Source organism: Reichenbachiella sp. (assembly GCF_965223055.1).
In the GTDB taxonomy this organism is placed as follows: domain Bacteria; phylum Bacteroidota; class Bacteroidia; order Cytophagales; family Cyclobacteriaceae; genus Reichenbachiella.
Genome location: NZ_CBDCVM010000004.1, coordinates 1 through 18,758 on the forward strand (window position 1 = coordinate 1; position 18,758 = coordinate 18,758).

Consider the following 18,758-nt stretch of genomic DNA (forward strand, 5'->3'; position numbering starts at 1 on the left):
TGGTGTTTAACTAGGGTATACGTCACCTACCAAGAATTGCACTAAGTTGATCTGCTTTTGAAATCCCATCCTCAAATTGTTTATCGGAAATTAAATAGTTCTCGTTTCTTCTAGTAACAATACTTTCTGGTTGTTCGATATCAATATTTCTAAAAGCAAAATAATATTCGGAGGCCTTTAGCGGAGATTTTCTTCCACCAAAAGTGAACACTAAAATTCCTTGGTTCTCATTATCCATAAGGCTGGCTGTAGTGAAAAGCAATTGCTCATTTAGATGGAAAGGTGCGCCAAAATGTAGTACATCACCTGTACCTTGAGCATTCTTCAGTAGAAGCTGATGACCATCCATTTTATAGTTAGTTTGTATTACACCCGGTTGGCCATATCTTCGAAATTGTCCACAATCACTAATAATGTTAATTAACAAATTGCGTTCGTTCTGTAAAGCAGAAAAATTAAAAACCCAAATTGAAATATTAACGGCATAACCATTGGGAACCACCTGAATTTGATCGATTTTGATATAACCTTCTAGATTAGGAAAAGTTATTTTTTTAAAGAGAGCGTCTATGTAATGATGGGGTGCAGGTCTTGTCTGACCATCCATTCTCATATAGTAAGTATTACTGAATTGATGTGGCGCATATTCGCTTTTATCAGCTTCAAATACACATAAACACGAATTATTTTCTTCAATAATTTTAACTCTTAATGAGTTCGGTACCGGTGTTATTCGGTCTGAAATACTACTGATCAGGGTGTCTTTCTCAAAGACTCTATCTATTAATTCCAGCTCACCTGTAAAAATCTCTTCAGTCATTCCTTCAGGAATTTTGCCAGAAGGTGCTCCCCAAATCAATAATCCACCATCTGAATTAATGAAACCGCATATGGTTTTGCAAATACCATTGAACTTATCTCTATAATTACCTGCTGGCGGAAAAGATTTGTATTCAACCTTATCTGATTCATTCTTTGCGTTAGAAAAGTATTCTCTGATGTCTTCTATAGTTAATTCATCAAGGTTTTTATTAAAATAAAGATTAGAATAATCCATAGGCTGTAATTGGTTAGGAAGTGGAAGTAAATTATGTTTTTTGCGGAAAGTCTATCTATTTCTTTTTACAATATTCATGTTTCCAATATCGTACATGTAATCAACTACTTTCCCATTAATTATCAATTCAATTGCCTGCTCAATCACATCAATAGGAGCAATAAACCATTCCCTGGGAGTAAATCTTTTACCCTTTTGATCGAATACATCCACTTCTAAACAGGAATTACCAAAAAAATTATGAATCAATTGCTCAAATTTTTGGGGGTTTAAATTATAACACTCCCAGGCAGCCACATATTCTACTGGAGCAAATAGATAGGTGGCCTCTGTCTCAGCATTTTTGATTCGTTCTTCTACCGCAACCCTGGAATATCCGATTTTGTATAGGTTGCCGATACTTTGGATATTGCTATTTGAACTCTTTGTTCTTAGGACGTATATAAACCCTACCGGTTCATCTTCTTCTGTTATGCCTTTGAGTCCATCTAGCATTTTATGCTCATGCTCTGTTACTCTTCGTCCATTCTTATATAATTCTGCAGAAAGTGATCGAAGCAGTAGATCTGATTCCGTACCATTTTCGAAAATACATCGCAGTCGGGTATTCATTTTACCCTGAGCATCCGCTTCTTTTTCACCGATTTCAGCTACATATAACAGTATGCCGTTTAGTACAAAGAAATAGCCTTTATCGATTTGCTGTTCGTTTTTGAATGGGCGGACCTTGCGTTTTCCACTAGCCAGATCTCTTTGGCATTGCTTTAAGATTTCCTCGAATTTTTCGAAATTTTCACAAGGTTTTCTGCTGGCAATATAATCAGGCATGGATGTTTCCTTGGGCGTATGCTTGAAATCAAAAAGACCAGCGTCGTCATCCCCTAAAATACCTAGATTATCGTCCTGAAGCAGATCCTCTATGGAAGAGGGCTCTTTGGATTTCTTTTTATATTCTTCAGCTGGTTCAGCTACCTGGCTGGATTCAACCTCAGGAAACAAGCTATGGATGTCAAATTCTTTGAGCATCTCCACCTTGACAGGATCATCGATTAAATTTTTCAAGCGGGAATACAATTGGTATTCCGAAACACTGGTCAGATTAGCTTCAGGCAGTCTACCATTGACATCAATAAACTCATTGATCTCCTGAAACGAAGACACTAAGCGTTCGTCAGGGGTACGAGTATGGGAAGACTTGGGTTTAACTTTGAGTAAGCCCAAAGGATCATTATTGAAAATTTCATCCAGCATTTGTTCTTTATCCATCTGCTGCTGCTCTTTTTCGTTTTTCTTCCTTCAGATAAATAATGCACTCAGCCATCCGTCTTTCCAAGGGGTCATTGGAATTCAAGCTGGGTTCTTTTCCATAGGTCCTGTAGAATTCTTGCACCTTGGGCCACAAAATGTTGGCTTCCTCAAAATCCATTTTAATACGGGTAGCCTCTATAGTTTCCTGGATAACTTTCAATACTCTGGTGGTGACAGATTTAGACAGTATCTCAAATGCTTTTTGGAAGGGATTTACCTGGTCGATCAGATCAATATGGATGTCATCAATATTGACAAAAGTATCAGCCATTCGGATAAACCGTTTGTCTCCGGTCTCTTTAATCTCTCCATTCTTAATCACGGAATCCACCACCACATGTTGCCTTACTTCTTCTACTTCATCATCTGACAATTCCGGATATTTGACCCTAATTATTTTTGGAATCATTACCTTATTGATCACTTCCGGATCTACATTTCCTGGCATGGCTTTAAGCATTTGATCGTCTTGTAGAATACTTGCTTTCAAGTCATTCAAATCAGATTCCAGGATGTCTCTTACCCGCTTGGAACTGGGTTCTTTTAACCCTCTGATTTTGATCTCGCCCGGTTTAGGTTCATCATCATCGGAAAGCTTGGTCTTGAATTTCCAGTTTGGAGCCAAAACCTGTTCCATCAACAGAGAAGCGGTTATGGCCTTAAGCATGTTATTAACAGATAATTTAACCAAGTCATCTGCAGCATCCGGCTGAGCAATTAAATTGGTGAATTGAGCATGGGTCTTATTTTCACTGTCGCGAGTTGCTCGTCCGATTATTTGAATAATTTCTGTTAGCGATCCCCTGTAGCCCACAGTTAATGCGTGTTCACAAAACGGCCAGTCAAACCCTTCCTTGGCCATGCCTAGTGCAATGATAAGATCCATATCGTCCGCAGAATCCATATTGCGCAGGTAATTAACGATCTTATCCCGTTCCCTAGGAGTATCTTCCACCAGGTCTGCTACTTTAAGCATCTTTCCATCAGAATTTCGCTTGACATCAAGCACTCCGGTTTCGGCATCTTGTCTTTCCACTGTACCGATAGCATCCAATATAAAATCTACCTCGTTGTGTTTTTCTTTGGTAGATTCTCCTGAATTGACATTTGGAATGTGTAAAATGGTTTTCTTATCTGTATCAAGCACATCAAGAATGGCCGAAGTGTATTTACCTTGATAAAAATGATAGCCAATACCAAGTGACTTCAGGTATTGGTACCCATTTAATTGTTCATAATAATTGTAGTTGACTTTGGTAAATAATGCTTCGTCTTCTGGAAGCAATACCGGGACACTGTCCCCTCTGAAGTATGAACCAGTCATAGCCACCATATGGGCGGTAGACTTTTTCATGATCGACCTGATAATATCCCCCAGACGATTATTAATATCTGCTGAAACATGATGAAACTCATCGATTGCAATCAAGGCATCATCAAATTTTGCTTCGTCCAGTTCATCACAGGCAAAGCGAAAAGTGGCATGCGTGCAAATCAGTATTTTCTCATCATTACTCATAAAGTTCTTGAACGCATCCACCTTACTTTTGCTGCCGTCGCTGCCGGGTGTACAAAGATTGTATTGATCATTGGGATTCCAATCAGCAAAAAAACCATGACTGGTTAAATCCGTTTTGGCAAAGGAACTGCCGATAGAACGCTCCGGCACAGTGATAATGACTTTTTTGATCCCCTGATTTTGTAGTTTGTCCAAGGCAATAAACATCAACGCCCTCGATTTGCCAGATGCTGGGGGCGCTTTGATCAACAAATATTGAGCATCTCGTTGTTCATAGGCACGTGCCTGCATATCGCGCATTCCCATTGAATTAGTGCTAATGCTTTCACCAGTTTGGTCATAAGTGACATGTACAATATCAGGCATGTTTTTTCCTTCTCCTTTTATTCTGAGTTTCAAATAAAGTGCCTCGGTTCCCTTCCTCTTCGATCATTTTTTCATAGAGTTTAAACAAATGTTCAAGGCGTTCTTCGTCATTTTCAAAAGTACGGGAACGATAACATTTTTCAATAACAATATCGTTAGCGTGGTGCGCTTCTCTAAGGCCATCTGGCATTTTGTCTGGATCATAAAGTTCAGCTAATGTCTTTTCCGGATATTTTTCACGTTCAGACAAAATACGAAAAACACATTGGGTTATCTCAGATATTCTTTGACTGCTAATGGATGGAAAAGGAAATGCATTATAACATAAAGTGGAAGAGTAATTGATGTCCGTTCGTAGTCTCCCAGCAATGGCTCTTACCCATACATTGTGCATTTTAGAAGTAATGACTCCAAAGACATATGGCATTGGATCGTACAAAGCAAAGTTCCTGTTGGTGACTACTGTATTGTTGTCAAAATAACCTAATGGGATATAATCTCTGTTTTCTGAAGATACTGCGGGAAGTATTATAGAATTCTCTTTTGCACAATACATTTCCCGAAATTGATGAGGTTTATTTGCCATTCTATTCGCTCCGGAGTCTTTACTTGCAAGGCGTAATTTTTTGACGGATAATATTCGACTTCGAATTGGAGGTATACCTTCAGCTTCTTTCTTCAAGCCGTCCTCAATCCATAGACACCATCTCTCTTTTGAATGGATCAACTCTTGTGAACCAAGGATCCTCTTAAAAAACTTGCTGGCGTTCGGATACAATTTTAGTATTTCATTTTTTTCGTTGGTTGTGAGTAACAGATTACCTCCATCAACCGGCTTGTTGCCATAGACCATTTCGGGCAGCTTGGAAACTGGTTTTGACCTTTTGGCAATCATAACGTTTCTTCCCGAGATCAAATAAGGATTGATATTCTCAACGCTAGTCTTATGTCCGTTTGAAAAGATGTATTTTGATGAATAGTTTAAATCACTCTTTAAGCCAATAATTACGCACGTTACACCAGCTTTACCTTTTGCATTGTTTGACCAATTAAAGGATGTATGGCCAAAAAATATCTCAACATTCAAATCAATAATATTAGGCCAAAGTAATGAAACCTGTTCTCCTTGACAGATAGAGTTGGTGGCAACTAAACCAGACTTGCTTGAATTGTTGCTTATGTATTTTGCTGATAGATACAGCCAACAAGAGATATAGTCTAACTTTTTGTGGCCTTTTACACTATCAAATACGTTGGACATATCGTTTTTCTGGGACTTAGATTGCCAGGTGGAACCTACATATGGCGGATTACCCAAAATATATACCTCATCATTTTTTTCCTTTGGACAAACCTCTTCCCAATCAATCCTACATGCGTTCCCATGAACAATAAGCCCGGCATCTTTTAGTGGTAAAGTAGGTTTACTCTGACCAAACTCTTGTTTAAACTCTGCATTCATTTGGTGTTCGGCTAGCCATAATGATAGCTGAGCAATTTCATGAGCAAAATCATCCAGTTCAATACCATAGAATTGGTTAAGTTGAATTCTAGAAAACAGTTCTACTTCAAATGACGCAGCCAAATCAACTTGCGATTTAGGAATGAAAGTTAATTGCTCCGTTTTTGCACCAAATCCTGAAGCTATTTGCTTTAGTTCTTGTAAATGCCTAATTATCTTGATCTCTAATCGTCTGAGTTCTTTGTAGGCAATAATCAAAAAGTTACCGCTACCGCAAGCGGGATCAAAGATTTTAATCTTACTAAGCCTGTATAGTAATTCATTAAGCTTTTTAGGATTACTTTGGGCTTTTTCAAATGAAATATACAGGTCGTCCAAGAACAGCGGTTCTATCACCTTCATGATGTTAGGAACGGAGGTATAGTGAATTCCTAAACCACCTCGATGCTCCGGAGTGATCACTGCTTGCATCATGGAGCCAAAAATGTCCGGATTAATGGCCGACCAATCTAATTCACCGCTATCAATTATAGCCTGTCGTGACCTTCTGGTAAATTTTGGGGCTTGAATTTTCTTCTCAAATAAACCACCATTTACATAGGGAAATTCGCTTAAGTATACCGGCAGACCCTCTCGCTGTTTCTCAGGAGTGTTTAACACATCGAATAACTTATCCATGTATTGATTGAGATCACTGCCATCTGTTTGAGTATGAGAACTGATGGCTTTGGTAAACTGGCCAGGTTTGAAAATTTTAGTGTCCTCAGCAAAAAAGCAGAAAAGCAAACGGGATAGGAAAACATTTAAGCCATGAACAAACTCCGGTGAATTGTCCGGGTTGTCCTTTTTGATCTCATCAAAAAGTTTGGCCATGCGTTCAGCGGCTTTTACGTCGGCCGGATTTTCATCAGCATGCTGTGCCTTCTCCATGCCGGCCCAAGGCAAGAAGAAATCATAATGCTTAGGCAGATCCTTTAATTCGATATCAAGTTTCTCATCCGTTTTGGTATCAATGGCTAGTAGTGTTTGATAATCCGTGACCACTACAAATCGTTGAGCATATTTAATCCCATGGGCCAATTCTGTAATAGTCAGGTGAAGATCTTTCTCGAACTCTTCCTTGAATACCAGCTTTTTCTTCCAGGAGATCTCCCCCGGAATTTTAGATAGATTGAGATTCCCTTTTTTTAATCTGGTAATAGAGGCCTTAGGTAAGCCGTAAGCTCGTAGCAGTCGGTAAATGAAAGTCTCCCGATCAAAAGACTTCATCAACTGTTGTAGATTATTTTCTATTTGAGCAATATTCATCCTACTTTAAAATTCCTAAGATGTCTCATAACTTCTCGTTCCACCTGATCAAACTCCGGTAAGTCACGAATTTGATTAGCCAAAGAGCTTTGCCATCGGCCCTGGTACTGCGGTAATCGCTGTTCCAATTTTGTATGGAATTCAATTGGATCTATACCTTTACTTTCTGTTTTTGACCTGAATTCATTGAACAGGAAGTCTACATACAAACCACGAACCTCGACTAAATACCAAATATCGTAAAAATCCCGGGCTTGCATGCGCTGCATCACAGAGCGAAGCTTTTCTACCAATACTTCTTCCAAAGTATAGCAAAGCAGTTGGTGTTCCTCTAGATCTGAATAACCCAGAATAGCATTTTTTAGGGCCGGTTGAAACACCAGCTGTTCATTGTATGATATATCAACCTTCACCTTTTTCTGTGCACCTAACCCGCCCAGCGGTCCCACATAGCTAATGTAGAAATTAAGACCTCCCTCCCTGGCCTCATTAACCAAGATTTCAAGCGGAATATTGGCTTCCTCGCGTGTGCATTCGAAAGACTCATTAAACCATTGCAAGATTTGATCATTATTAATTGTTTCGTTAACCAGGGTAAAATCTAGATCTTCTGAAAAACGGTAATCTTCAAAGTAAACTTTCTTTAAAACCGTCCCTCCTTTGAATACCAAAGCCCGGGAAAGTTCCCGATGTTGAGAAATACCCTGAAGAATCCAGGACAGAATGTAATCCTTCTCAATCTGCTGATCCCGGACTCCTGCTTTTCGGGCAACATTTTGTATTTCTGCAGGTTTGATCATGTATAAATGGCGGACTTAATGGTATCGGTTTCTAAATTTTGTTGAACACTCCAACGACTGACCAGTTTACCGTTCCTGGGAAGTTCAGTATCCAATACCACATAAGAGGCCGTTTTGCTTTCCTGCAGTTTTTCTATGATATCAGTCTGAATATCTAGCGTCTCCAGTATAAATCCCAGCCGTTTAATGACCGCTTGAGAATGAAATCTTTCAGTATACCCTAGAAGTTTTGAATAGTCGATCTTTTCCTGTGACATATAAATAGCCCTGGCTACTTCCACAATTCCTCCGGCATAGTTTGGCTTAAACAGGCAGTCAATAATTGTCTTCTCCAAGTCTGAACACAGCACTTTATTGAAGCTGTCAATCCATATCTTCTTTGATCCGAAAAAATGTTTTTCATTATGGTAAATAAATTGAAAGCTGACACCCTTAATGGGCAACTCCGAAGGTTTCATTTGTTTGGCTACCACAATTTGCTCTTTCAATGAAGGTTGAGTGATCAGGTTGTGAATTTGCAATGCGGAGTAATATCCAATGTAGTGATCGACACCTTTGGTCAGGGGTTCAGCCAGCAAGTGCCAATCGGGCATAAAGCTTTCTGCATCCTTCTCGTATGGAATTAAATAGTATAGCCCCTTTTTAAGTCGTAACAAGAGACCTCGTTTGGCCATATCACTCAACAATTCCATGATAGCGCCATCACTGGATTGAGGTAAAGCCATTTTTGCTTGGGAAAAGTCAAAATATTGCTGATCCCGCTGGTTAAAATAGCGCAGCAGGTTATTCGAGCGGGTTGATATGTACTTATCTTTCATATCTTAAATATCAGCTTCAGCCTGAGTTTAAAGATACGAAAAATATCAAATATTATGTGTTATAGTTAATATATCAGTTTTAACCTGATTTTTTGGATATAAACAATAACTTATCAATGGCTTGGTAGTGATCAACTCGAGTGACTCATACGAAATTCCTTCCATCGGACTAATGTGGAATTAGGGAAATGCGTCTTTAATTGTTTTCTGTAGTGGTTTCTTGGTAGCAGAAATATAATGTTACCTTCATCGACGTCGATTCCTTTTTGGGTAATTCTTCTTTTCAGGGTAGGAATTGTATCAATCAGCATTACCAGGTTTTCTTCATTGATACCGGTAGGGCTTTTTCTGTCACGAATTTGAATTGCCCGTTCAACTATATCAATCAAAAATATTCCCATTTCTTTGAGTGACTCTAGATATGTTACGTATTCTTCTTGATCATCAGGCTTCCGCCCAAAGTAATGACCAAATATCGTAGCCGGAAGACTGGTATCATTTTCCAGCGAAGCCCTGGACATTTGACACGGTAGGTAAAAGTATGACTTTCCCGCAGGAGGTGGAGCCTCTCCAACTAACAGGGTTTTTATAACAGAAGGACGATATTTATTGGCTAGGGATTTGTAATCCATGGTTTGAACCTATCTAATCAAATTAAGCTCTGATAACTCTGCCCCAATTTCATGAATGCCCTTCATGATTTTTTCGGTCTGCTTAGCTGAAGGCTTTTTGCGTCCTTGAACATATTGGCTTAACAAAGTGTAGTTCATTCCAATTTTATTGGCCAGGAACTTTGCATTCAATGCGGGATAGTGTTTGAAGAACAGGCCCAGATCGAAAAAAAGTTGAATATTTGAATCCTTTACCTGAATGTCATCATCTTCATAATACAGGTTGAATGCATCGATAATATTTTCTCTCAATTCTTGGATTGTCCCTCCAACCGTGTACACTGGGTAATCTTCAGCATATGCTGAGAACCCGGTATTGGTTTTTTCAACAATCATCTTAATCTTGCCTCTTTTGGATTTCATTGTTCTCTCCTTTCTATTTGAGTCCTGCCTGTTTAAGGATTTTATTTTCAAGTCCCTTACCTACTTCCTTAGATCCGTGAAATGGAAAGATTATTGGCCCAGTAGTCTTTACATCATGCTCCAGTTTCATATGTGATCCGGTTTGGGATATTACATACCACCCGTCTTTTTTTAAGATCTTGAGCAATTGTGAACTTTTCATATAACCTAAAGGTATACATGGATATTCTCAATTCCAGCTCAAGGTATATTATATTATACTTATTAACGATACGTATATCAGAAAAGTTTACTCACGGGTGGAAATAAAAAAACCCGCCCGGTTGCGCTTGTATCAGAGGCGTGGCAGGTATTGTTAAAGCAAATATACCTTGTGCATAACTAATGTCAAACCTTCTTCAGAATTGATTAATCACATCATCCAACCGATTCAAAATACCATCAATACAATCAATTTCAAACATCTCCCCTGCCTGATTCAACTTATTCGACAATGCCACCAATTCCATATAAGCAGCTATTTGTTCAGGAGTTTTTTTAAGGGATGGCCGTTCATCCAGGCTCCTGGAACGAATGTATTCAGAAATCGAAAGGCCTCTTTCCTCTGCATACTGCTGTACGAAAAGATATTCTGCCAAGGTATAACGAACAGTTACCCTTTTTTGCTTCTTGATCAGTTTTTCTGGTCGTGCCATGTTGAAAAATGTAAAATGCGTAATTGATGTCCCGTTATTGGAAATATTAAATTTTTTTAATTGACAAGTTAGGAGTTTTTGTCAGACATTAACACGTCTGGCTACTTTGAGTAACGGGACTTTTTGGTTGATCAGCTGCTAGCAAAAAAGTACAAGTTTTTTTGGTTTGTACTTGCTCCATTTGTGCTGATGTGGGTGGGACCAATTGCTGGTCACAGCAAACTTATCAACAATGGAGGGTAAGGTACGATGGCCTGTGGAAAAGTCAAAACGAACGAAGTGAATTTGGAGTTTTCCACAGCAGGGTTTGGCTTGGTTTGCCATATGCTTGCATACCTGATTCTGTCAGAATATGGAGGCAATTATCAGGCTTAGGCCGGAACTAAAATCAAATGGGGATTTGGGTTATGGCTAAATAATGAAATGGCTTTACGGTGTGAAAATTTGATTTTATCCGGAGCAAGCCTGACTTTTCTGGAGTATTCTTGGCTGACGGATGAAAAATTACCAACCGTTGCTAAAGCTATGGTTGGTACCACCGCACCTTTTGAGCATAGGCTCGTGGGAGGCTTCGGGGTTCGGAATTAGCCGGGGGGATGGGTATCCACCAAAGGAATCTGTAGGTGGATGTGTAGCGTTGAATAAGCTGATAGTGTGGCCGGCCGCATTCCATGGACAGTTGTACAGAAAGTAGGGTAAAGAAGCCCTGACGGTACCGTCAGGGAGGGCAAAAAAGCAAGGGTACGCCTCCGGCGTACTTGTTTTACCCTTGCTTTTTTCACAGGGTAACCACTATCTGGCGGTCTGATTACCCGATCTGTGCTAGCTGTCCATGGGCGCCAGGTGCGGACAAACCAGGGGCTGTGATCTGGTGGTGTGCATGGATGAGCGGTTGTCACCAGAGGAGAACAGCCCGTGACGGAATGGAAGTTGTGAAACGCCTGCCAGCCTTTGGTTGGCTTGTGGTTGAAAGAGCGGTTGAGTGGAACAGCTGGAGTGTAGTCACACCTTATTACCAAGAAAGTTTCGTAAAGCACTATCGTCTGAATGGCGACCCCAGGAAGACAACTGCCCCCGTTCTTTTCGAATATAAAAATTTTCCCTAAGTTCATTAGCTGACAACCAGGAGCTTGCTCCCTATTTGGGTTGCAATTAAAAGTAAATTGCTCGTTTATAAACAGGTTGACAAACATAAAAAATAGTTCAACCATAACCCTCAAATAATACTAGCTATGGAGGATTTTGAGATGGCTCAAGAACATGGAAAACGGGAAACTCTTGAAAAAGAAACTATAGAGTTCATCCGCGGAATGCCCAACTGGCTGAAATTACTTTCTATTAAACTGATTGAGCATGGTGAGATAAATGATGATGACTTCGAAGAGGCCATCAAATACTTGAGTGAAGACTTGGGAATCTTAGAGAAATCAGAGAGATCTGATCTAGAAATCGGTCAAGCAAATGAAGACCACCAACCCTATTATCAAAAAGCAATTCTTACAAAACTGAAACATGTTAGTGGCGCAAATGCCCTAAAAAAGAAAATGTTAATTGAATTCCATCCGCAATTGACTGTCATATTTGGAGAAAATAGTGCCGGAAAAACAAGTTTTTCCAGGTTGCTTAAATGGGCGTTTTTCTCACGCTCCGAGGAAAAAATACTTCCTAACGTATTCAAAGATGTAGAAGATCCTCTGGAAACTAAGTTCAATTTTGACACTGAAGATGGGCCTGTTGAAATGCGAATGCCCGGAGACGAAAACGTATCATTGACTGACCAATTTTCCGTGTTCGACAATAAAGCCATTGTTAAACATCTTGACGAAAGAAATGAATTTGAGTTCAGGCCCGCAGGTCTTGTATTTTTCTCAGAGCTAAATGGAGCAGTAGACAAGGTTGAGAGCAGGGTCAATGCAAGGATCAATGAACTGACTCCGGATAACCCATTTGTTGATTTATTCGAAGGTGAATCGGAAATAAAGGATCTTATTGAGGCAATAGATACAGAAATTAATATTGACATTCTTCAGGAACACATTCCTTATACTGCAAAGCATCAAAAGAAAAAGGATAAGTTAACCAAAGAATACGACGAGCTACTAATTGCTACCAAGCAGCTAAATACAGCAATTAAATCTTATGAACAGCTAATTGGTGACCTTCATCGAAACAAGGAGAGGATAGAAAAACTGAATTCTGAATTCTCTGAAGAGTCGCTCACAAAAATATCAAAAAGCATCATTAGATTAGTTCAACTTGAAAAGGCGGTCAAGGAAGAAGGGTTATCTTCTATTGAAAGCAATGTATTTGACGAAATAGGAACAGCGGAGTGGAGAGAATTCATAAAAGCTGCACATAAATATGCTACTTATGAAGACATAGACTATCCACAAGATGAAGATATTTGCATTTTATGTCATCAAGAATTATCAGAAGAAGCCAATATCTTGATAGGCAAATACTGGATCTATTTACAGAGCGAAGCTGAAGATAGATTAAAAAGTGCTCAATCTTCACAAGATAAATATCAAGCTCATCTTAGGAAGATTTCCTTTAACCATTTTCCAGAAGATAGTAGATTGACGCAATGGCTAGAAGATAATGAAAATGAATATTTAGGAGAATTAAAAGTACAATTGAATTCCCAATCGGAGTTACCCGATGAGATAATTGAAAAAATAAACAAAAGAGATGCAGAGGCACTCGAGTCTGTTCAAGTTGATTGTTCAATGCATGACGAACTCATTAAACATCTTGAGAAAAAGATTAAAACATTAAGAGGGGGAAGCCAGCTAGAGAAATTGAACAGTATTAAATCTGAAATAACCTATCTAAATCACAAAAAGAAGCTCAATAAACACTATAAAAAAATCGAAAAGTTTGCTCAAGAACAAATCATAGCGTCCATCCTGCAAAAAGTACCGTGGCATAAATTTAAAAGGCGTATTACTGATTGTGAAAAGAATCTAAGTGCTAAATATTTTAGTACAGACTATGTGGCGAGATTTAATCAAGAAGTAGAGGCATTGAACGGAAAAATTCAAATAGAGGTAGATTCAAGAGGTTCGGCAGGTAGTTCGAATAGGCAGTTGTTAATAAAGGGAAATAACCCTTCATCAGTTCTGAGCGAAAGTGAACAAAAGGTCACGGCAATATCTGACTTTTTGGTTGAGATGGAATTATCTGAGATAAACAAGGGGCTAATTTTTGACGATCCTTCTACCACATTAGATGATTATAGGAAAAGTGAACTGGCTAAGCGATTAGTCAGAGAGGCCAAAAACAAGCAAATTATAATATTCACACACGACCTTGCTTTTCTTTCTACAATAATTGAGACATGTAAAGATATTGGAATTGAATTCCGCTGTCATTGGATTGAAAACACAGGTGGTCAATCTGGCTTAGTCTACTTGGATAATACACCTTCATTTGAGAAAATTTTTAAAAGAACCGGAAAAGCTCAAGAATGGTGTGAAAGAGCAAAAAAACAAGAACCACAAGAAAGAGAAGACTCGTTACGGTCAGGCTTTGCTGCTCTAAGAACTAGTTATGAAGCCCTAGTGGTATTTGAGATATTTGCTGGAGTAGTGCAGCGTTTTGCTGAAAGAGTAAGTATTGATAGCCTGCGGAGTGTGAAATACAACAATGAAATACGAGACATTGTGATGGATGGATTTGCCCAGTGCTGCAGGTATATGGAGGGGCACTCCCATAGTGATAAATTCGCTAGTAAGAAACCGACTGTTGAGGCCCTTCAGGGTGAGATTGAAAGATTTAATGAAATCAAAAATAATATTAGGCAGATCGCAAGTGATAACTAATATGAAAAGTAGGCATGGGTCAAAGGTAGTCTACTTCCCCCCAATCACCCGCTCCCCATATTCATCAATCACATCCCGCCTCAAACTGGCCAGATACACCTGTGTGGTAGTTAAATTGGTATGACCCAACATTTGACTAATAGCGGTGACCGGGATCTCCATATTATTGGCGATGGAAGCAAATGTATGCCTGGATACATAGGAAGTCAGGTTCTCTTCGATACCGGCCAACTGGGCGATTTCCTTAAGCCTGGTGTTGTACCTTTTCAGCGCCCATTGGATATCCCGGAACTGATCAAATATGCTGGTCCTTTTGATAATGGAAAAGATATAATCCTCGCTTTGCTTGCCAACCAAGTAGTGGTCCAAAATATCCTGGGCATTGGCAGAGATCTTAATATCGTAAAATTTGCCGGTCTTCCTCCGCTTGTATTGCACCCTGCCATCTACCAGATTCTCTACTTTCAAGAAAGCTAAATCGATAAACGATACACCCATTAAATAAAAACTTAACAGGAACATACTACGGGCTTCAAAAAGAGGGTCAGAGGGTTCGAACTTCAAGGCTTCAATTTTCTGAATGTCTTCATATCGAATGGCCCGCTTCTTGGTGGGCTTGGATTTGATGGAATAGGTTTCAAAAGGATAGGCCGCTCTGTCGATTAAGCCTGCTTTAATAGCTCTGTTGAAAATCGCCCGGATGGTGCGCATGTACACCCCTAAACCATTTACCGACAGCCCCTTGGCCAAATAGTAATGCTCGAGCCTGGTCAGGAACTGGTAGTTCAACTCGGTAAAGGGAAAGTCCACGTTCTTTCTGAATTTCTTAATTTCTCGCAACACATTGCGGTAACTGCGGGCATTGCCGATGCGCTTCTCTTCCAGCAGGGATTGGATAATCTCTTCGGTAAATTGAAAGAAGGAACTGGTTTTTGATTTGGGACCCAGTTTCTCCTTTACCTGGGGCACCGACATATATTTTAGCTTGTTTTCTTCATCCAGCTTGGTCAGCCGGTCAATGGCTTTGGCTTTTTGTTTCAGGATGTGGTTATTGACCCGGGTAATATTGCCAAATCCTTTATAGGTCTTTTTGATGGCTGCCCTTCCCTGGTCCCAGTATTCTGGTGGCACGGAATATCCGGTGGCTACTGAGGTGGTTTTGCGGTTGTGCGTTACCCGCAGAATGATGGGAAAAGTTCCGTCCTTTTTAGGCCTTCTGGTGTCTAAAGAAATCTTGACCGAGCTACTCATCTAAAAAAATTTGCACGCAATTTGCACGCAAAATACGGTTTTATTTGGTTTTATATGTATCGAACTGAATTAAAAATCTGCGTTTAAAGCCCATTTGAGTACATTTCGATACAATAGAATACAAATATACGATTGCTTCGGATCAGAGGGTTGAGGGTTCGAGTCCTTCCGGGCGTACTGAATGAGTGAATGAGTGAATGAGTGAATGAGTGAATGAGTGAATGAGTGATTGATTGATTGATTGAGTGAGTGCGGTGCCCATCGAAGCGCAGGCGCGGAGATGGGAGTGGATGCAGCTCATTTATACAGTTTAAAGGGAAGGATGAGAAGTCTATCCGTCCGTAGCGAAGGCGGAAGTCCTTCCGGGCGTACGGAATGAGTGAATGAGTGAATGATTGAATGATTGAATGAGTGATTGATTGAGTGCGGTGCCCATCAAAGCGCAGGCACGGAGATGGGAGTGAATGCAGCTCATTTATACAGTTTAAAGGGAATGAGGAGAAGTTTATCCGCCGAAGCTAAGGTGGGCGGTAATCCTGTGGTTGGCCGAAGTGGAACCATGAAGGAGCGTACTTGATAATCAATGAGTTATGAGTTTCATTTCATAACTCATTTTTCATTTGCACGGGGTTTGTACGCGGTTTTGGATACAACGAATCCCGACATCAATTATCATAAATAGACAAAAGTTCAGATGCTGAACCTTCCAGAGTGGTGGTATAGTTATTGTTTTCAAATTTCAAAATTACTCGTCCATGCTTTTTCTCCAGAGATTTAGGATCGATTCCTAATCTTCTTAACTTTTTTGTAATCTTATAATCACGTTTTTTCTTCACTACTTCCTTAGGGTTAGAGGTGATATAGGCTTGATCTGAGTGAGTGAGAATTTCCCTTGCTTCATCGTTAGTAGGAATAAATCTATTCCCTCTCCTCCATGGTGTTAACATCGAAATAATATTGCTGTTGGATAAGCTGGCCCATAATTCATTGCTTGAAGCATTTTTTGATCCATGATGGGGTACTTTGAATACATTGCTTGTTTTTACGCTGAAGGTTTCAGAACCCAGAACCGCCGTCCAACCCTTTTCTGTGTCTGGGTGATTCTCCAAGTCCGCTCCAAACAAGCAAGTTAAGTCATTTACCTTCATTTGGACTACAATAGACAAATGGTTAAGTTTTGGTTTGACTACATTTTTGTTGGACCCATTTATAGGAAGCGAATTAAAAAAATGAAGTGCATCAATTATCGAGCTGTTGGAAGGTGACAAAGCCACAATTTCAACCCCTATCTCATTAATTTGATTTCGATGAATTATTTGATCTTGAGAAACAAGTATGGGTTTGACACCTTTATCCGAAAGGTACTCGAACATCTCTGAGAACTCCTTAATTCCAGAATTGTGAGAGCTGATTAAATCATGTTTGCCCAGAAGCGTCAAAAACTCGTTGCTACTAAGAGCATTAGAGATAACAAATTTGGATTGAGAACACTCTTTTAAGACTTGTGAAAGGCCTTTTACATGATCATCGTGCCAATGAGTTGCAATGATGAACTTTACTTTTTCAGGTGAGATTACTGCTTCCTGTAGATAGTCTAGAATAACGGAATTTCCGGAGGCATAGTTAATAAATGAATCAATAACGACATAAGTGTCATCATTGATATTAATTAACAAACACTCTCCATATGAATCCCCGCCCGGGAGTGCTCATTAAACTGTGTCATGGTTCATTCTATCTTCAAAGTAAATGGCCAGGCTGTTGAGTACGGTAGGCCAATTATGTATGGAGTTTTTCCATCGTTTCTGGAAATTCAATGTGGCTAAATAAACTAGTTTAAGCATTGCCATATCAGAAGTGAATGCTCCCTTGGATTTGGTCACTTTGCGCACCATGCGATGATAGCCTTCTACCGTGTTAGTGGTGTAAATAAGCTTCCGCACTGGTTCAGGATACTTGAAATACTGAGTTAATCGATCCCAGTTAGTACGCCAGCTTTTAATAACCACCGGATACTTTTTACCCCATTTCTGTTCTAGTAAATCCAATTGGTGCTGGGCTATCTCCAGGGAACTGGCTCGATAGACTAGCTTTAGGTCCTTGATAAACTCTCTGTGTTTATTCCAGGGAATATACTTAAGGCTGTTTCGGATTTGATGGATAACACAGAGCTGTACTTCAGTTTCAGGAAAAATACTTTCAATGGCCTGAGCAAATCCTTTCAAATTGTCGATGCTGGCTATGAGAATATCCTCTACTCCTCGTTGTTGCAGATCTGTGAGCACCTGGAGCCAGTGGATATTCTGGACTAAGCTGACCCCCAAATCCGGTACTGAAAATAAGCGTGGTAATCCATTTAAACGCTGATTTCGCACGCCATTCCGGCAGATACTGACCCCCTGATAAGACCTGGGAAAATTATTCCGGAGCATATTGACCCCCTATGGTATGGGATTCCGGAGCATATTGACCCCCTTTATTGAGGTTTTGGTTTTTTCGCGATCATTTAAAATCGCAAAGAACACGATGGCAGGAAAACCAAAATCAATGAGTCAGATAAAACAACTACTTCTTCTACACCAGCAAGGCAAAGGTAGAAAGACTATTGCCCGGATGCTGGGCATCAGTAAGACCACCGTTAAGGTGTATTTGAACAAACTTCAAGCTCTTACTTCCTCAGTCAAGGGAGGTAAATCATGGACCATAACAGAGCTGATAAAGCTGGAAAATCCGGTGCTGGAAGCTAAGTTTCATCCGGGAAATCCCGCTTACAAAGACAATCGCTACGAACATTTAAAGGGCAATCTGGACTTTTATCTGAATGAGCTAAAGCGTACCGGTGTCAACAAAAGGCTCCTTTGGGAAGAATACCAGCAGCAGTATCCGGATGGGTACAGCTACTCTCAGTTTTGCTATCATCTTCAGCAGCAGCAGATCGCTTCCCGCCCTTCCATGGTACTGGAACATAAACCTGCAGAAAAGCTTTACCTGGATTTTGCCGGTAAGAAGCTCAGCTACCTGGATAAGGAAACAGGAGAGCTGGTAGAATGCCAGGTGTTCGTTGCCTGTCTCCCGTACTCCGATTACAGCTTTGCTATGGCGGTAAAAAGCCAATCTATTGTAGACTTTCTTTATGCTTTAGCCTGCTGTTTACTGCACCTGGGAGGGGTTCCTCAAGCCCTGGTTCCCGACAACTTCAAAGCTGCTGTCATCAAGGCTAACCGCTATGAACCTACTATCAACAGGGCTTTGGAAGACTTTGCCAATCACTACGGAACTACGGTTGTGCCCGCCAGAGCTAAAAAACCCAGGGACA

Annotated in this window: 15 protein-coding genes and 2 pseudogenes; 4 read left to right on the plus strand and 13 right to left on the minus strand. The window is 40.0% G+C overall.

Annotation, left to right across the window (positions count from 1 at the left end; all coding sequences use genetic code 11):
- Nucleotides 1-22 precede the first annotated feature (22 nt).
- From ACOQO5_RS02985 to ACOQO5_RS03030, 10 genes are all read right to left on the minus strand, one after another.
- Nucleotides 23-1,057, minus strand: a complete 1,035-nt coding sequence (locus ACOQO5_RS02985) for a helix-turn-helix domain-containing protein (RefSeq protein WP_420580196.1) — start codon at nucleotides 1,055-1,057, stop codon at nucleotides 23-25.
- Between the two features lie 51 nt (nucleotides 1,058-1,108).
- Nucleotides 1,109-2,323 (minus strand): GIY-YIG nuclease family protein, encoded by a 1,215-nt coding sequence (locus ACOQO5_RS02990; RefSeq protein ID WP_420580197.1) that lies wholly within the window; start codon nucleotides 2,321-2,323, stop codon nucleotides 1,109-1,111.
- Entirely contained in the window at nucleotides 2,316-4,250 is a 1,935-nt protein-coding gene (locus ACOQO5_RS02995) for a DEAD/DEAH box helicase (RefSeq protein ID WP_420580198.1), read from the minus strand. The genes ACOQO5_RS02990 and ACOQO5_RS02995 overlap by 8 nt, the downstream gene beginning before the upstream one ends.
- On the minus strand, nucleotides 4,243-7,020 hold the full coding sequence (locus ACOQO5_RS03000; RefSeq protein WP_420580199.1) for a class I SAM-dependent DNA methyltransferase: 2,778 nt from the start codon (nucleotides 7,018-7,020) through the stop codon (nucleotides 4,243-4,245). The genes ACOQO5_RS02995 and ACOQO5_RS03000 overlap by 8 nt, the downstream gene beginning before the upstream one ends.
- Complete coding sequence (locus ACOQO5_RS03005; RefSeq protein WP_420580200.1) at nucleotides 7,017-7,820, minus strand: nucleotidyl transferase AbiEii/AbiGii toxin family protein; 804 nt, start codon at nucleotides 7,818-7,820, stop codon at nucleotides 7,017-7,019. Before ACOQO5_RS03005 ends, ACOQO5_RS03000 begins: the two co-directional genes overlap by 4 nt.
- Nucleotides 7,817-8,638 carry a type IV toxin-antitoxin system AbiEi family antitoxin domain-containing protein gene (locus ACOQO5_RS03010; RefSeq protein ID WP_420580201.1) on the minus strand — a complete coding sequence of 274 codons (822 nt, stop codon included), beginning with the start codon at nucleotides 8,636-8,638 and terminating at the stop codon, nucleotides 7,817-7,819. The genes ACOQO5_RS03005 and ACOQO5_RS03010 overlap by 4 nt, the downstream gene beginning before the upstream one ends.
- A gap of 131 nt (nucleotides 8,639-8,769) precedes the next feature.
- Nucleotides 8,770-9,270 carry a hypothetical protein gene (locus ACOQO5_RS03015; RefSeq protein WP_420580202.1) on the minus strand — a complete coding sequence of 167 codons (501 nt, stop codon included), beginning with the start codon at nucleotides 9,268-9,270 and terminating at the stop codon, nucleotides 8,770-8,772.
- Between the two features lie 9 nt (nucleotides 9,271-9,279).
- Complete coding sequence (locus ACOQO5_RS03020; RefSeq protein WP_420580203.1) at nucleotides 9,280-9,672, minus strand: hypothetical protein; 393 nt, start codon at nucleotides 9,670-9,672, stop codon at nucleotides 9,280-9,282.
- 13 nt (nucleotides 9,673-9,685) lie between these two features.
- Entirely contained in the window at nucleotides 9,686-9,874 is a 189-nt protein-coding gene (locus ACOQO5_RS03025) for a type II toxin-antitoxin system HicA family toxin (protein ID WP_420580204.1), read from the minus strand.
- A gap of 196 nt (nucleotides 9,875-10,070) precedes the next feature.
- Entirely contained in the window at nucleotides 10,071-10,367 is a 297-nt protein-coding gene (locus tag ACOQO5_RS03030; RefSeq protein WP_420580205.1) for a plasmid mobilization protein, read from the minus strand.
- A 423-nt stretch (nucleotides 10,368-10,790) separates the two neighbouring features.
- Here ACOQO5_RS03030 and ACOQO5_RS03035 point away from each other — a divergent pair, with 423 nt between their 5' ends.
- A complete protein-coding gene (locus ACOQO5_RS03035; RefSeq protein WP_420580206.1) occupies nucleotides 10,791-10,955 on the plus strand; it encodes a hypothetical protein in 165 nt (54 codons plus the stop codon).
- A gap of 644 nt (nucleotides 10,956-11,599) precedes the next feature.
- Nucleotides 11,600-14,191: an AAA family ATPase gene (locus ACOQO5_RS03040; RefSeq protein ID WP_420580207.1), complete on the plus strand. Its 2,592-nt coding sequence runs from the start codon at nucleotides 11,600-11,602 to the stop codon at nucleotides 14,189-14,191.
- Nucleotides 14,192-14,221: 30 nt separating this feature from the next.
- Here ACOQO5_RS03040 and ACOQO5_RS03045 read toward each other — a convergent pair whose 3' ends face one another.
- Nucleotides 14,222-15,442 (minus strand): site-specific integrase, encoded by a 1,221-nt coding sequence (locus ACOQO5_RS03045; protein WP_420580208.1) that lies wholly within the window; start codon nucleotides 15,440-15,442, stop codon nucleotides 14,222-14,224.
- A gap of 415 nt (nucleotides 15,443-15,857) precedes the next feature.
- On the opposite strand from ACOQO5_RS03045, the gene ACOQO5_RS03050 reads away from it, so the two are divergent.
- A complete protein-coding gene (locus tag ACOQO5_RS03050; protein WP_420580209.1) occupies nucleotides 15,858-16,019 on the plus strand; it encodes a hypothetical protein in 162 nt (53 codons plus the stop codon).
- A gap of 88 nt (nucleotides 16,020-16,107) precedes the next feature.
- Here the strand turns inward: ACOQO5_RS03050 and ACOQO5_RS03055 are convergent.
- Nucleotides 16,108-17,121 (minus strand): annotated as a pseudogene (locus tag ACOQO5_RS03055) (MBL fold metallo-hydrolase); the annotation flags it as partial.
- 33 nt (nucleotides 17,122-17,154) lie between these two features.
- Nucleotides 17,155-17,736 (minus strand): annotated as a pseudogene (locus ACOQO5_RS03060) (IS256 family transposase); the annotation flags it as partial.
- 232 nt (nucleotides 17,737-17,968) lie between these two features.
- Between ACOQO5_RS03060 and istA the strand changes: the two are divergent.
- The coding region (gene istA, locus ACOQO5_RS03065) for an IS21 family transposase (RefSeq protein WP_420580210.1) at nucleotides 17,969-18,758 on the plus strand (790 nt) is incomplete at its 3' end.

Bases quoted from the DNA above. Each gene is read 5' to 3' on its own strand.
- ACOQO5_RS03005 (WP_420580200.1), bottom strand. From the start codon at position 7,820: ATGATCAAACCTGCAGAAATACAAAATGTTGCCCGAAAAGCAGGAGTC.
- ACOQO5_RS02995 (WP_420580198.1), bottom strand. From the start codon at position 4,250: ATGCCTGATATTGTACATGTCACTTATGACCAAACTGGTGAAAGCATT.
- ACOQO5_RS02990 (WP_420580197.1), bottom strand. From the start codon at position 2,323: ATGGATAAAGAACAAATGCTGGATGAAATTTTCAATAATGATCCTTTG.
- ACOQO5_RS03030 (WP_420580205.1), bottom strand. From the start codon at position 10,367: ATGGCACGACCAGAAAAACTGATCAAGAAGCAAAAAAGGGTAACTGTT.
- ACOQO5_RS03010 (WP_420580201.1), bottom strand. From the start codon at position 8,638: ATGAAAGATAAGTACATATCAACCCGCTCGAATAACCTGCTGCGCTAT.
- ACOQO5_RS03035 (WP_420580206.1), top strand. From the start codon at position 10,791: ATGGCTTTACGGTGTGAAAATTTGATTTTATCCGGAGCAAGCCTGACT.
- ACOQO5_RS03025 (WP_420580204.1), bottom strand. From the start codon at position 9,874: ATGAAAAGTTCACAATTGCTCAAGATCTTAAAAAAAGACGGGTGGTAT.
- ACOQO5_RS03000 (WP_420580199.1), bottom strand. From the start codon at position 7,020: ATGAATATTGCTCAAATAGAAAATAATCTACAACAGTTGATGAAGTCT.
- ACOQO5_RS03015 (WP_420580202.1), bottom strand. From the start codon at position 9,270: ATGGATTACAAATCCCTAGCCAATAAATATCGTCCTTCTGTTATAAAA.
- ACOQO5_RS03040 (WP_420580207.1), top strand. From the start codon at position 11,600: ATGGAGGATTTTGAGATGGCTCAAGAACATGGAAAACGGGAAACTCTT.
- ACOQO5_RS03020 (WP_420580203.1), bottom strand. From the start codon at position 9,672: ATGAAATCCAAAAGAGGCAAGATTAAGATGATTGTTGAAAAAACCAAT.
- ACOQO5_RS02985 (WP_420580196.1), bottom strand. From the start codon at position 1,057: ATGGATTATTCTAATCTTTATTTTAATAAAAACCTTGATGAATTAACT.
- ACOQO5_RS03045 (WP_420580208.1), bottom strand. From the start codon at position 15,442: ATGAGTAGCTCGGTCAAGATTTCTTTAGACACCAGAAGGCCTAAAAAG.